Annotated in this window: 13 protein-coding genes; 7 read left to right on the top strand and 6 right to left on the bottom strand. The window is 62.5% G+C overall.

From position 1 onward, the window contains the following. Positions 1-18: 18 nt before the first annotated feature. From purT to GQX66_RS16470, 5 genes are all read right to left on the bottom strand, one after another. Complete coding sequence (gene purT / locus GQX66_RS16490) at positions 19-1200, bottom strand: formate-dependent phosphoribosylglycinamide formyltransferase (protein WP_039769540.1); 1182 nt, start codon at positions 1198-1200, stop codon at positions 19-21. Between the two features lie 100 nt (positions 1201-1300). Beyond that, complete coding sequence (locus tag GQX66_RS16485; RefSeq protein ID WP_007954619.1) at positions 1301-1768, bottom strand: preQ0 transporter; 468 nt, start codon at positions 1766-1768, stop codon at positions 1301-1303. Between the two features lie 227 nt (positions 1769-1995). Then, the gene (locus GQX66_RS16480) at positions 1996-2205 is read right to left on the bottom strand and encodes a DUF1289 domain-containing protein (RefSeq protein ID WP_085747018.1); all 210 of its coding nucleotides are present in this window, start codon (positions 2203-2205) and stop codon (positions 1996-1998) included. Continuing rightward, positions 2202-2726: a gamma carbonic anhydrase family protein gene (locus tag GQX66_RS16475; protein ID WP_007954617.1), complete on the bottom strand. Its 525-nt coding sequence runs from the start codon at positions 2724-2726 to the stop codon at positions 2202-2204. The genes GQX66_RS16480 and GQX66_RS16475 overlap by 4 nt, the downstream gene beginning before the upstream one ends. A 47-nt stretch (positions 2727-2773) precedes the next feature. Next, positions 2774-3373: a CoA pyrophosphatase gene (locus tag GQX66_RS16470; protein WP_064382420.1), complete on the bottom strand. Its 600-nt coding sequence runs from the start codon at positions 3371-3373 to the stop codon at positions 2774-2776. Between the two features lie 147 nt (positions 3374-3520). Here GQX66_RS16470 and GQX66_RS16465 point away from each other — a divergent pair, with 147 nt between their 5' ends. From GQX66_RS16465 to nagE, 7 genes are all read left to right on the top strand, one after another. Further along, positions 3521-4072, top strand: coding sequence for an NUDIX hydrolase (locus tag GQX66_RS16465; protein ID WP_085747017.1), 552 nt, complete (start codon positions 3521-3523; stop codon positions 4070-4072). 102 nt (positions 4073-4174) lie between these two features. Beyond that, positions 4175-4690, top strand: a complete 516-nt coding sequence (locus tag GQX66_RS16460) for a L,D-transpeptidase family protein (protein WP_007954614.1) — start codon at positions 4175-4177, stop codon at positions 4688-4690. Positions 4691-5017: 327 nt separating this feature from the next. Beyond that, entirely contained in the window at positions 5018-5749 is a 732-nt protein-coding gene (locus tag GQX66_RS16455; protein ID WP_007954613.1) for a GntR family transcriptional regulator, read from the top strand. Between the two features lie 30 nt (positions 5750-5779). Continuing rightward, positions 5780-6886 (top strand): N-acetylglucosamine-6-phosphate deacetylase, encoded by a 1107-nt coding sequence (nagA, locus tag GQX66_RS16450; protein WP_115076654.1) that lies wholly within the window; start codon positions 5780-5782, stop codon positions 6884-6886. Beyond that, entirely contained in the window at positions 6879-7889 is a 1011-nt protein-coding gene (locus GQX66_RS16445) for an SIS domain-containing protein (RefSeq protein WP_240870086.1), read from the top strand. The genes nagA and GQX66_RS16445 overlap by 8 nt, the downstream gene beginning before the upstream one ends. A gap of 35 nt (positions 7890-7924) precedes the next feature. After that, on the top strand, positions 7925-10438 hold the full coding sequence (ptsP, locus tag GQX66_RS16440) for a phosphoenolpyruvate--protein phosphotransferase (RefSeq protein ID WP_240870055.1): 2514 nt from the start codon (positions 7925-7927) through the stop codon (positions 10436-10438). 23 nt (positions 10439-10461) lie between these two features. After that, positions 10462-12177: an N-acetylglucosamine-specific PTS transporter subunit IIBC gene (gene nagE, locus GQX66_RS16435; protein ID WP_240870053.1), complete on the top strand. Its 1716-nt coding sequence runs from the start codon at positions 10462-10464 to the stop codon at positions 12175-12177. Between the two features lie 671 nt (positions 12178-12848). On the opposite strand, the gene GQX66_RS16430 is transcribed toward nagE, so the two are convergent. Further along, positions 12849-13160 (bottom strand): YqfO family protein, encoded by a 312-nt coding sequence (locus GQX66_RS16430; protein ID WP_240870051.1) that lies wholly within the window; start codon positions 13158-13160, stop codon positions 12849-12851. Positions 13161-13165: the final 5 nt, after the last annotated feature.

The following is a 13165-nucleotide window of genomic DNA, read 5'->3' as shown; positions in this document are numbered from 1 at the left end:
AGCGATCAGGTTGCGAGATTACAGCTCTACAACGACCGCCTGGGAAGCACGGGTCGCCTTGGCGCGAGCGGCTTCAATCGACTCGTCACGGGCCAGTGCAACACCCATGCGGCGCTGACCGTTGACTTCAGGCTTGCCGAACAGACGCAGCGCGGTATCCGGCTCGCTCAGCGCAGCCCCGAGGTTGGCGAATGCGGTCTGGGTCGACTGACCTTCCACCAGGATCACCGCCGAGGCCGATGGGCCGAACTGACGGATCAGTGGCACCGGCAGGCCGAGGATCGCCCGGGCGTGCAGGGCGAACTGCGACAGGTCCTGGGAAATCAGGGTTACCAGACCGGTGTCATGCGGACGCGGCGACACTTCGCTGAACCACACCTGATCGCCTTTGATGAACAGCTCGACGCCGAACAGGCCACGCCCCCCCAACGCTTCGGTCACGGCTTTGGCAACGCGCTCGGATTCAGCCAGCGCCACCGGGCTCATGGCCTGTGGCTGCCAGGATTCCTGATAGTCGCCCTTCTCCTGACGGTGGCCGACCGGCGCACAGAAAGTTGTGCCGCCGACATGACGCACGGTCAGCAGAGTGATTTCGTAGTCGAAATCGATGAAGCCTTCGATGATCACGCGACCTTTGCCGGCGCGACCGCCCTCTTGGGCGTAATCCCAGGCTTTCTGCACGTCATCGGCGCTGCGCAGCAGGCTCTGGCCCTTGCCCGACGAACTCATCACCGGTTTTACGACGCATGGGAAACCCAGGTCCTGAACGGCCTTGCTGTAATCCTCGAAGGTGTCGGCGAAGTGGTACGGCGAAGTCGGCAGGTCCAGCTCTTCGGCGGCCAGGCGACGGATACCTTCGCGGTTCATGGTCAGTTGCGCGGCGCGAGCGGTCGGGATCACGGTGAAGCCTTCGGCTTCCAGTTCGACCAGAGTCGCGGTGGCGATGGCTTCGATTTCCGGCACGATGAAGTGCGGCTTCTCGGCTTCGATCACTGCACGCAGGGCGGCGCCGTCGAGCATGTTGATCACGTGGCTGCGATGGGCAACCTGCATGGCCGGCGCATTGGCGTAACGGTCAACGGCGATCACTTCAACGCCCAGGCGTTGCAGCTCGATCACCACTTCTTTGCCCAACTCACCACAGCCACACAGCAATACGCGGGTCGCGGTCGGCGACAATGGAGTTCCGATACGGGTCATCTCAGGTCCTCAAAGAAGCGGATCATCGAGGAAAGCAACGCCAGACGCGCTTTCCATGGGGAGAAAGCGCGGCATTTTACATGAACCTGAGGGTTTGGCTTCAGCCGGCGACAGCCTGTTTGCGTTCGCGCCAGGCCATGATCAGCCAGACCGCAGTCACACCGGCGAACTTCGAGGCCAGCGCGGTGATGAGCACCGGCGGCGTCAGCAGGTCGATCATGCCGAAGAAGATGAAGGTATCGAGGGGAATGCTCAGCGCCGAGCTGATCCACAGGCGGTCGCGCAACGGGCGCTTGGTGATGGTGAACACCAGCCAGTCGATGCATTCGGAGACCGCGAATGCCGTGGCGCTGGCCAGTGCAATCGACGGATCGGACGTGACATAGGACAGCACCAGCGCCGCCAGCATCGCCACAATCGCGCCGTGGCCGAAGCGGATCTGCACCATGTCGCGCAGCACGAACACCAGCCCACCCCAGGCCGACCAGATGATGTCCAGGTGCGGCGCGGTAGAGAAAGCGAAGTTGATCAGCACGACGCTGCTGATGTAGGCGATGAGGAAAATCATGGGCGTGACCTGTCAATTTGGCGCACAGGTTACTGGACCCGAAGATCAAGAGCCACCCCTCACCCCAACCCTCTCCCCCAAGGGGGCGAGGGGGAAAGGGAGCAGATCGGGGGCTTTTCAAATCTTGAGTTCGACTCGATGGCTCAGGTCGGCGTATAGCGAAAGACACCTCGGTCAGTCCCCTCTCCCTCTGGGAGAGGGTTAGGGTGAGGGCACTCTCAGAATGATCACGATTTTGGCGGCAACATCCAGACCAGCCCACTGGCCTTCGCCCGCTCATGACAGAGCCCGAGGACAACCCGGCGTTCATCATTCGTCATCCGGCTCCAGCGAGTAATTTCCTCGACCGTGCGCTGGCAACCGGTACAAATATCATCCTCATCCAGCGCGCAAATGCTCACGCACGGCGAGGCGACGGGTCTTTCCGGGGTTGTCATTCTTCCTGCTCGACCAGATCGCGCGCATAGCGCTGGGAGTTATGCACATAGTGCGCGGCACTGGCTTCGAGCATCTTCTTCTGCGGCTCGGTGAGTTCGCGCACGACCTTGCCCGGCGAGCCCATCACCAGCGAACCGTCAGGAATTTCCTTGCCTTCGCCGATCAGCGAATTGGCGCCGATGATGCAGTTCTTGCCGATTTTCGCGCCGTTGAGGATGACGGCGTTGATGCCGATCAGGCTGTAGTCGCCGACCGTGCAGCCGTGGAGCATGGCGTTGTGGCCGATGGTCACGCCGGTGCCGATGGTCAACGGATAGCCCATGTCGGTGTGCATCACCGTGCCGTCCTGCACGTTGCTGTTCTTGCCGATCAGGATCAGTTCGTTGTCGCCGCGCAACACGGCGTTGAACCAGACGTTGGCGCCCTCTTCCAGTTTGACCTTGCCCACCAGCACGGCATTGGGGGCGACCCAGCTCTGCGGATGGGTTTCGACACGGGCGTCGCCCAGGCGGTATTTCATCTTGTTTTCCTCAGGGCTCACGATGGCTGGCCATTCGAGCGATGGCTTCAGGTATTGATGAAGCTTTTAGGCGGCTGATGCAGGCTGATTTTGGCGTCATAGAGCAGGTTGATCAACTCGACGATCATGATCGCCGTCAGCCCCCAGATCTTGTATTCGCCGTAACGGTAGCTCGGCACGTACCAACTGCGACCCTGATAGTCGATGCGATGGGTGTGTTCGCGCGGATCCTTGCGGAAGAACTCCAGCGGCACACTGAACACCGCAGCAATCTCGGCATCATTGGCCTGGTATTCGACAAAATCGGGAATCACACCGACATACGGCGTGACCTTGATGCCATGCAGGGAGATCAGCGGGCTGAGCGGACCGATCACTTCGACCAGTCCTGGCGGCAGGCCGATTTCCTCTTCGGCTTCACGCAGCGCGGTAAACACCAGGTCCGGGTCTTCGGGATCGCGTCGTCCTCCGGGGAAGGCGACTTCGCCGCCGTGGGTCGAGAGCCCGCTGGCGCGCAGGGTGAGGACAAGTTCGGGTTCGTCACTGCGAGTAATCGGCACCAGGACAGCGGCCTCGGGGAAACGCGTGTCGGTCTCCAGCGTGCGCGGCGTGTGATTGCTTACCCGGTGCAGTAGCTCGTCCAGCATAAGTGTTCTCGATCGGTGCCTTACCCTGCATCATGCACCAATCATTGCGACCGCCCAAGCCCCGAACGGCGGTCATGTCGCGAAACGACAACTTGCCGACTGACACCGCTGCACGCCAAGATAGGCGCAGCATTCAGGAACCCCAGCATGAAATTTTGCAGCCAGTGCGGCAACCCGGTGACCCAGCGCATTCCCGAAGGCGACTCGCGGCTGCGATTCGTCTGCGACAGCTGTCAGACGATTCACTACCAGAACCCCAATATCGTGGCCGGTTGCGTGCCGACCTGGGGCACCAAAGTCCTGCTGTGCCGCCGCGCCATCGAGCCACGCCTCGGTTACTGGACGCTGCCCGCCGGGTTCATGGAGAACGGCGAGACCATCGAACAGGCCGCCATTCGCGAAACCGCCGAGGAAGCCTGCGCCCGGGTGCGCAACCTGAGCATCTACACCCTGATCGACGTGCCACATATCAGTCAGGTGCATGTGTTTTTCCGCGCCGAGCTGGCGGATCTGGACTTCGCCGCCGGCCCCGAAAGCCTGGAAGTGCAACTGTTCGACGAGGAAGACATTCCGTGGGACGAGCTGGCTTTCCGTACGGTGGGCCGTACTTTGGAATGTTTCTTCGCTGACCGGCGCGTCGAGGTCTATCCGGTTCGCTCCGAATCGATCCCGCCGCTCACTCAACCGGCCATTACTTGATTTCGACGGCGGCCGGCCGATAACCGGCTAACGCAGCCCGCGACAGCGCCTGCACACTATCTATAAATAAAGTATCTGCTTCATTTCTGGGGAATCGTTTCAATGCGCTGGTTGCTTGCCCTGTTCTGCCTGTCGTTCGTCACCGTCTCCCAAGCGTCATTCGTGACCACCGTGACGCCTTCGAACACCCCGCTCATCGAAAAAGTACTGGTGCTCAAATCGGCCCATCAGCTGCAGTTGATTGCCGACGGCAAGCCACTCAAGAGCTATCGCATTTCCTTGGGCAAGGGCGCGAAAAAAGGCCCGAAGCTGATTGAGGGCGACAAGCGCACACCGGAAGGTTTCTATTGGATCGACTGGCGCAAGACCAGCGACAAATTCAACCTGTCGATGCACATCTCTTACCCGAACATCAGCGACTCCGCCCGCGCCCGCCGCGAAGGCGTCGAGCCTGGCGGCATGATCATGATCCACGGCACGCCGGACTCCGAAGACAACCCGGAACAACTGTTCCATACCCTGGACTGGACCGATGGCTGCATCGCCATGCGCAACGTCGACATGCGCGAAGTCTGGAACCTGGTGCCGGACGGCACGATGATCGAAATCCGCCCCTGATTCCGTAACCAGGCAGTTGTTGCAATGGGCCGCAAAACGGCCCTTCTCCCGACCATTGGTCGCCCGCAAAAAATAAATCAAAAAGATCGCAGCCTGCGGCAACGTCTGAACGGTGATACCACTTTCACCCGCCAGAACTGCCGCAGACGGCGATCTTTTGCTCTCCATAGCCCACCGCTAATACCACTTGAAGCCACCCGCCCTGAAACACCCGATTCCAAAGGACTACAGGCCCTTCCGCCGCGTTGACATGGTATGCAAGTGGTATTAGTTTTCGCCGAAACAGCGAGCGACAACAAACCAATATCAGCTCCGGAAGTGCCTTGCATGAACGACCTCCACGCCCTGCGCCCTGACGACTCCCAGCCGACGCCGCTGTACCTGCAACTGGCGCGCAACCTGGAAGCGGCGATCCATGCCGGCCAGTGGAAAGCCGAACAGGCGATGCCGTCGGAGCGCAATCTCAGCGAAATGCTGGGGATTTCCCGGGTCACCGCCCGCAAGGCGCTGGAAGTCCTGCTCGATCAAGGTCTGATCCGCCGCCTGCAAGGTTCCGGCACCTTCATCACTCCACGCCTCGAACAACCGCTGTCGCGTCTGTCGGGTTTCAGCGAAATGCTGCGCCTCAAGGGCTTCGTGCCCAGCTCGCAATGGCTCGAGCGGGAAATCACCCTGCCCACCCACGAAGAACTGATCCGCCTCGGCCTGTCGCCGAACGACAAGGTCGCGCGCATGAAACGCCTGCGCAAAGCCGACGACACCGTGATGGCCATCGAGATGAGCACCCTGCCCGCCTCGATCATGCCCAAGCCACAGGTGGTGGGCGATTCCCTCTACGAACACCTCGACAGCATCGGCAAACCGATCGTGCGCGCCTTGCAGCACATCCAGGCGATCAACGCCTCGGACGAGTTCGCCGCACTCGTCGGCATCGCCCCCGGCACCGCGATGCTGCTGATGACCCGGGTCGGCTACCTGGAAGACAACACGCCGATCGAAGTCACCGACACCTATTGCCGCAACGACTACTACGACTTTGTTGCAGAGCTTCGCCGCTGATCAGCAGCCAGGCCAAACGAGAGAAGCGAAATGTCTGAAGACAACATCCTCACCGCTGACGGCTGGATTCGCGGCCGGCTGATCCACGAACACGGCAGAGTCGTGTCGATCGAAGGCGTGCCTTGCGATCCGGCGACCAATGACCTGCCTTATCTGCTGCCGGGTTTCATCGACCTGCACGTCCACGGCGGTGGCGGCAAGGACATCATGGAAGGCGCCAGCGCTTTCGAAACCATCACCAAGACCCACGTGCGCTTCGGCACCACCTCGCTGCTGGCCACCACCATGACCGCGCCGAGTGCCGAGATTGCCAGCGTGCTCAAGGAGGTCGGCGAGTTCTGCGAACAGCGTCCGAAAGGCGCCGCCCGAGTGCTCGGCGTGCACCTCGAAGGCCCGTACATCAATCCCGGCAAGCTCGGCGCCCAGCCGAACTTCGCCCACACCGCGTTGATGGCCGAAGTCGAAGACTATCTGGCACTGGCGCCGATCCGGGTAATCACCATCGCGCCGGAAATCGCCGGCCATGACGGTTTGATCCGTGAGTTGAGCAGCCGTGGCATCCGCATGCAGATCGGCCACACACTCGGCAGTTACGAGGAAGGCGTCGCCGCCCTCGAAGCCGGCGCCACCAGTTTCACCCACTTGTACAACGCCATGAGCCCGCTGCATCACCGCGAGCCGGGCATCGTCGGTGCAGCACTGGCCCACGCCAAATTCGCCGAACTGATTCCGGACTTGCTGCACGTGCACCCCGGCGCGATCCGCGTGGCCCTGCGCTCGATTCCGTGCCTGTACTGCGTCACCGATTCCACCGCCGCCGCCGGCATGCCCGATGGCGAGTACAAGCTCGGCAGCCACACCGTCACCAAATGCCTGGGCGGCGTGCGCCTGCCCGACGGCACCCTGGCCGGCAGCACCCTGACCATGGATCAGGCCCTGCGCAATCTGGTGAAGATCGGCCTGCCGATCGCCGAGGCCTCGCAACGTCTTTCGCAATTTCCCGCCGACTACCTCGGCATCACCGAACGCGGGCGCCTTGCACCTGGCGCCTGGGCCGACTGCGTGCGGCTGGATCGCTCACTCACACTGACCGCCGTCATGGTCGAAGGAGAAGACATTGACTTCAAAAATGCTTGAGGAGGCGCGGTCCTCGTTCGAGGCCGTGCAAGCCCAACTGCAACAGCTCGACCCGCAAATGATCGAGATCGCCGGACGCCTGCGCCGTCAGCCGCCGCAAGTGGCGATGACCGTTGCCCGTGGCAGCTCCGACCATGCCGCGAGCTACTTCGCCTACCTGACCATGCAGCAACTCGGCGTACCGGTGGCGTCGCTGCCGATGTCGGTGGTGACCATGCAACAGGCGCCGTTGAAGGTCAGCGGTCAGGTTGCGTTCGCGTTTTCCCAGTCGGGCCAGAGCCCGGATCTGGTCAACAGTCTGCGCCTGCTGCGCAAGCGCGGCGCCTTGAGCGTGTCGATGGTCAACGCCGCCGATTCGCCGCTGGAGGCTGCGTGCGAATTCAGCCTGCCATTGCTGGCCGGCACCGAAAGCAGCGTCGCCGCGACCAAGAGTTTCATCGCCACCCTCAGCGCCAGCGCCCGTCTGATCGCTCATTGGAAAGAAGACAGCGAATTGCTGGAAGCGCACAACGCCCTGCCCGAAGGCCTGCGCGAAGCTGCGCAACAGGACTGGAGCCTGGCCATCGACGCCCTGCGCGATTGCGAGCGGTTGATGGTGATCGGCCGTGGCGCGGGTTTTGCCATCGCCCAGGAAGCCGCGCTGAAATTCAAGGAAACCTCGGCGATCCAGGCCGAAGCCTTCAGCAGCGCCGAAGTCCGTCACGGCCCGATGGCCCTGATCGACGAACATTACCCGCTACTGGTATTCGCCCCGCGCGGCGCCGAACAGGCCGGTCTGCTGAGCCTGGCAGCCGAGATGCGTCAGCGCGGCGCCCGCGTGTTGCTGGCCGCACCGGATGACGTCAGCGAGCGCGACCTGACCCTGAGCCGTGCCGAGCACCCGGCCCTCGATCCGATCCTGGCGATCCAGAGTTTCTACGTGATGGCAGCCGGTCTGGCCGTGGCCCGTGGCATGGACCCGGATCAGCCGCGACACCTGAGCAAAGTCACCCGTACGCACTGAGTCCGAACCGAACGTTTTCCTGATGAGACCGAGCCATGCACAACAACAATAAAGAGCTGACTTTAAGCGCCCCGCTCAGCGGCCCGGTGCTCACGCTCGCCAAAGTCCCGGACGCGGTGTTCGCCAGCGGCGCGATGGGCGACGGCATTGCCATTGATCCGCTGAACGACACCCTGTATTCGCCCTGCGCCGGGGTGGTGATCCACGTCGCCCGCACCGGCCATGCACTGACCGTGCGCGCCGACAACGGCGCCGAGCTGTTGCTGCACCTTGGTCTGGACACGGTGGAGTTGCAGGGCGAAGGCTTCTCGATGCTGGTCAAGGAAGGCGCGCGGGTCAGCAATGGCCAGCCGCTGCTGCGCTATGACCTGGACAAGGTCGGCCGCCAGTGCAAAAGCCTGGTCAGCCTGCTGATCCTGACCAACAGCCAGGATTTCCAGGCGCGCCCCATCACCCTGAAAACGGTGAAAGTGGGTGAACCGCTGCTGCACATCGTCGCTCGTCACAGCGCAGCGGCGAACACAGAAGAACTCGGCGGCCCGGAAGTTCACGGTCACGTGCAGGTCGCCCATCGCGGCGGTCTGCATGCACGCCCGGCGGCGTTGATCCGCCAGACCGCGCAAGGTTTCAAAAGCCATTCGCAGCTGCATTTCGCCGGCAAGTCGGCGCCGTGCAACAGCCTCATCGGTTTGATGGGCCTGGCGATTGGCGAGCAGGACGAAGTGCAGGTCAGTTGCCAGGGCCCGGACGCACAGGCTGCGTTGCAAGCCTTGCTCACCGCACTGGCCACCGCCCTGTCGGAGGATCATCACGCCGCCGCACCGGTTGCCGCCACCCCACGCAATCGCCCCGCCGAAGCTGGTGTGTTGCACGGTGTTTGCGCCGCACCGGGACTGGTGGGCGGGCCGCTGTTTCGTTTGAACGCGATCAGCCTGCCGGCCGACACCGGCAATCATCAGCCCGAGCACCAATTGCAGATTCTCGACACCGCGCTGAATCAGGTCCGCAGCGAAATCGACGGCACCCTCGCCCAGGCGAAAAAACACCGCAATGCCGACGAAGAAGCCATCTTCGCCGCGCATCTGGCCTTGCTGGAAGACCCGGCCCTGCTCGACGCCGCCCAACAATCGATTGAAACCGGCACCGCAGCGACCCACGCCTGGAGCCAGTCCATCGATGCGCAATGCGAGGTTTTGCAAAACACCGGCAGCCCGCTGCTGGCCGAACGCGCCAACGATCTGCGCGACCTCAAGCAACGGGTGCTGCGCGCGCTGCTCGGCGAAGCCTGGCATTACGACGTGCCGGCCGGCGCCATCGTCGCCGCCCACGAACTGACGCCGTCGGACCTGCTGCAACTGAGCGCGCAAGGCGTCGCCGGCTTGTGCATGGCAGAAGGTGGCGCAACTTCCCACGTGGCAATTCTGGCCCGGGGCAAAGGCCTGCCGTGCATGGTCGCACTGGGCTCGGCGCTGCTCGATCAGACGCAAGGCCAATCGGTGGTCCTCGACGCCGACGGCGGTCGCCTCGAACTGACGCCGAATGCCGAACGTCTGGCCGAAGTCCGCCAGGCGCAAATCGACCGCCAACAACGGCGCGACGCCCAGCAAGCCCAGGCCCATCTGCCGGCCGAAACCCGCAACGGCGTATCCATCGAAGTGGTCGCCAACGTCGCCTCCAGCCACGAAGCGGCGGATGCGTTTGCCAACGGCGCCGACGGCGTCGGCCTGTTGCGCACCGAGTTCCTGTTCGTCGATCGCCACACCGCGCCGGACGTCGAAGAACAGCGCACCGCCTATCAAGCGGTGATCGATGCCATGGGCGACAAGTCGGTGATCATCCGCACCATCGACGTCGGCGGCGACAAGCAACTCGACTACCTGCCGCTGCCGGCCGAAGCCAACCCGGTGCTCGGCCTGCGCGGCATTCGCCTGGCCCAGGCCCGCCCGGAAATCCTCGACCAGCAACTGCGCGCACTGCTGCAGGTCAGCCCGCTGCAGCGCTGCCGGATCCTGCTGCCGATGGTCACCGAGGTCGACGAACTGCTGCACATCCGCCAGCGGGTCGATGCGCTGTGTCTGGAACTGGGCATCAATCAACGTCCGGAAATCGGCGTGATGATCGAAGTCCCGGCCGCCGCATTGCAGGCCGAGCAACTGGCCGAACACGCCGACTTTCTGTCCATCGGCACCAACGACCTGTCGCAATACACCCTGGCCATGGACCGCGACCACGCCGGCCTCGCCGCACGGGTCGATGCCTTGCACCCGGCGCTGCTGCGCCTGATCGCCATGACCTGCGAAGGCGCGGCGGTGCATAAACGCTGGGTCGGCGTGTGCGGCGCCTTGGCTTCCGATCCGCTGGCGACGCCGGTGTTGATCGGCCTGGGCGTGAGCGAACTGTCGGTGAGCCCGGTACAGATCGGCGAAATCAAGGACCGCGTGCGCCAGCTGCACGAAGCCGAATGCCAACGCCTCGCCCGGGACTTGCTCAAGCTGAGCAGCGCCGCCGCGGTGCGTCATGCCTGTCATCAACATTGGCCTCTGCGCTAACAAAAACAACAAGGACAAACGCCATGTACCAACTCTTCATCGAAGGCCTGCAACGCCTCGGCCGCGCGCTGATGCTGCCGATCGCGATCCTGCCGATCGCCGGCCTGCTGCTGCGCCTGGGCGACACTGACCTGCTGAACATCGCGATCATCCACGACGCCGGCCAGGTGATCTTCGCCAACCTGGCAATGATCTTCGCCATCGGCATCGCGGTCGGCTTCGCCCGGGACAACAACGGCACCGCCGGCCTCGCCGGGGTGATCGGTTACCTGGTGATGATTTCCACCCTCAAGGTGCTCGATGCGAGCATCAACATGGGCATGCTCGCCGGGATCGTCAGCGGCCTGATGGCCGGCGCGCTGTACAACCGCTTCAAGGACATCAAGCTGCCGGAGTACCTGGCATTCTTCGGCGGCCGGCGTTTCGTCCCCATCGTCACCGGCTTCAGCGCGGTCGGCCTGGGCGTGCTGTTCGGCTACATCTGGCCGCCGATCCAGCACGGCATCAACAGCTTCGGCACCCTGCTGATGGAAAGCGGCAGCTTTGGCGCGTTCGTCTTCGGCGTGTTCAACCGCCTGCTGATCGTCACCGGCCTGCACCACATCCTCAACAACATGGCGTGGTTCGTGTTCGGCAACTTCACCGATCCAACCACCGGCGCGCTGGTCACCGGTGACCTGTCCCGCTACTTCGCCGGCGACCCGAAAGGCGGCCAGTTCATGACCGGTATGTTCCCGGTCATGATCTTCGGCCTCCCCGCCGCCTGCCTGGCGATGTACCGCAACGCCCTGCCGAAGCGGCGCAAAGTCATGGGCGGGATCTTCCTGTCGATGGCCCTGACCGCGTTCCTCACCGGCGTCACCGAACCGATCGAATTCGCCTTCATGTTCCTCGCACCGCTGCTGTTTCTGCTGCATGCGCTGCTGACCGGGTTGTCGATGGCAATCACCAACGCATTGAACATCCACTTGGGCTTCACCTTCTCCGGCGGTTTCATCGACATGGTGCTGGGTTGGGGACGCTCGACCAACGGCTGGCTGGTGGTGCCGGTGGGAGTGGTTTATGCGGTCATCTATTACGCGGTGTTCGACTTCTGTATCCGTCGTTTCAACCTGAAAACCCCAGGACGTGAAGACGTGGCCGCTGCCGAGAAATCCGTGCTGACAGAAAACGAGCGCGCCGCTGCGTATATAAAAGCCTTGGGAGGTGCCGAAAATCTGCTCACCGTCGGCGCATGCACCACGCGGCTGCGACTGGAAATGGTCGATCGCAACAAAGCGTCGGATGCTGATTTGAAAGCGCTGGGCGCGATGGCTGTTGTGCGTCCGGGCAAGGGTGGAAGTTTGCAGGTGGTTGTTGGGCCGATGGCCGACAGCATTGCCGATGAGATTCGCCTGGCGATGCCCGCGTTGGGCCGAGCCGTGGTGGCTGCCCCTGTCGCTGTTGTCGAAACCAGCGAACCCGTCGCAGTCTCCACACCCCAGGCCCAGCAATGGCTGACCGCTCTGGGCGGCAGCGACAACGTGCTGCAACTCGACTGCATCGCCATGAGCCGGATCCGCCTGCAACTGGCCGATGGCAAGGCGCTTTCGGAAAGCCGCTTGAAAGAGCTTGGATGTCTGGGTGTGAGCGCGCTGGAAGATGGCGTGTGGCACTTGCTGGTGGGGGATCGGGCGCAGAGTTTGAGTACGGCGCTGGAGGGGTTGGTCAATCGAAGTGAGGTCAGTGCCAAGGTTTAGGGCGACCTCTGAATCGATGAGTGGGGGGTGATTCGATGCATTTTTGTACGGTCGCAGAATTCCCCTCACCCTAACCCTCTCCCGAAGGGAGAGGGGACTGACCGCGTTGTTTGGGAGAGGTACGCCGACGTGACATACCGAGGTGAACTCGGGTTATAAAATGCATGCAACTCGAATTGTGCTTCCTCTGCTTCCTTTGCCTCCTTTACTTCCTTTGCTTCCTCCCCTTCTTCTGCTCCTTGCTCCTGCTCCTGCTCCTGCTTTCGCTCCCCACCACTCAACACGATGAGCGTTAGCTCGAGAAAGGCTTTTGACGTGCCGGCCCCATCGGAAGGCTGAGTGGAGGGATTTATCCGGGGGTGGGAGCGCAGCGACCGTGCGGCGAAGCCGCATGCATCGAGAGGAGGTGCAGCGAAGCAAACCGNAGGCGATGCCCCCGGATGAATCCCGGAGCGAAGGAACCCCGAGCCCCAGCGAGGGGCCGAACGCCGGGGCCCAGACCTTTGGTTACTTTGGGGCGTTTGCCAAAGTGACCCGCCGTAAGGGCGGAACCATAAGCCGCCGCACCCAAAGAAACGGATATTCACCCAACCCAAACCCCAAAACCCAAACAACAAAAAACCCGCTGAAATCACTCTCAGCGGGTTTTCCATTTCAGCAGCCAAGGAAAATCAAAAATCCTCCAGCCGCCACACTTCATAAGCCGGCGTCTCGTAGGGATGGCTCAACTTAAGAGCCGCCACTACCGAGCGAATCAACTCATCGCCAACAACAAGCTCAACCTTCCACTCCTCGACCCGCTCAACCCGCCCCGCCTCACCAATGAACGGCTGACTCCCGTCCAAAGGCCGAAACTGACCAGATCCAAGCACCTGCCAAGCACAGTGGTCATAATCACCGATCCGCCCACCACCGGCAGCGAACACAGCATCCTTGACCACCTCGACATGACTGTCAGGAACAAAAAAAGCGAGCTTGTACACAGCGC

This window comes from Pseudomonas sp. B707 (assembly GCF_022496685.1).
Taxonomy (GTDB): Bacteria; Pseudomonadota; Gammaproteobacteria; order Pseudomonadales; family Pseudomonadaceae; genus Aquipseudomonas; species Aquipseudomonas paraglycinae.
This window is presented reverse-complemented; position numbering and strand designations above follow the sequence as displayed.

What these genes read in the sequence shown, in the direction of transcription:
- purT (WP_039769540.1), bottom strand. Translation starts at nt 1,200, where the DNA reads ATGACCCGTATCGGAACTCCATTGTCGCCGACCGCGACCCGCGTATTG.
- GQX66_RS16485 (WP_007954619.1), bottom strand. Translation starts at nt 1,768, where the DNA reads ATGATTTTCCTCATCGCCTACATCAGCAGCGTCGTGCTGATCAACTTC.
- GQX66_RS16480 (WP_085747018.1), bottom strand. Translation starts at nt 2,205, where the DNA reads ATGACAACCCCGGAAAGACCCGTCGCCTCGCCGTGCGTGAGCATTTGC.
- GQX66_RS16475 (WP_007954617.1), bottom strand. Translation starts at nt 2,726, where the DNA reads ATGAAATACCGCCTGGGCGACGCCCGTGTCGAAACCCATCCGCAGAGC.
- GQX66_RS16470 (WP_064382420.1), bottom strand. Translation starts at nt 3,373, where the DNA reads ATGCTGGACGAGCTACTGCACCGGGTAAGCAATCACACGCCGCGCACG.
- GQX66_RS16465 (WP_085747017.1), top strand. Translation starts at nt 3,521, where the DNA reads ATGAAATTTTGCAGCCAGTGCGGCAACCCGGTGACCCAGCGCATTCCC.
- GQX66_RS16460 (WP_007954614.1), top strand. Translation starts at nt 4,175, where the DNA reads ATGCGCTGGTTGCTTGCCCTGTTCTGCCTGTCGTTCGTCACCGTCTCC.
- GQX66_RS16455 (WP_007954613.1), top strand. Translation starts at nt 5,018, where the DNA reads ATGAACGACCTCCACGCCCTGCGCCCTGACGACTCCCAGCCGACGCCG.
- nagA (WP_115076654.1), top strand. Translation starts at nt 5,780, where the DNA reads ATGTCTGAAGACAACATCCTCACCGCTGACGGCTGGATTCGCGGCCGG.
- GQX66_RS16445 (WP_240870086.1), top strand. Translation starts at nt 6,879, where the DNA reads ATGCTTGAGGAGGCGCGGTCCTCGTTCGAGGCCGTGCAAGCCCAACTG.
- ptsP (WP_240870055.1), top strand. Translation starts at nt 7,925, where the DNA reads ATGCACAACAACAATAAAGAGCTGACTTTAAGCGCCCCGCTCAGCGGC.
- nagE (WP_240870053.1), top strand. Translation starts at nt 10,462, where the DNA reads ATGTACCAACTCTTCATCGAAGGCCTGCAACGCCTCGGCCGCGCGCTG.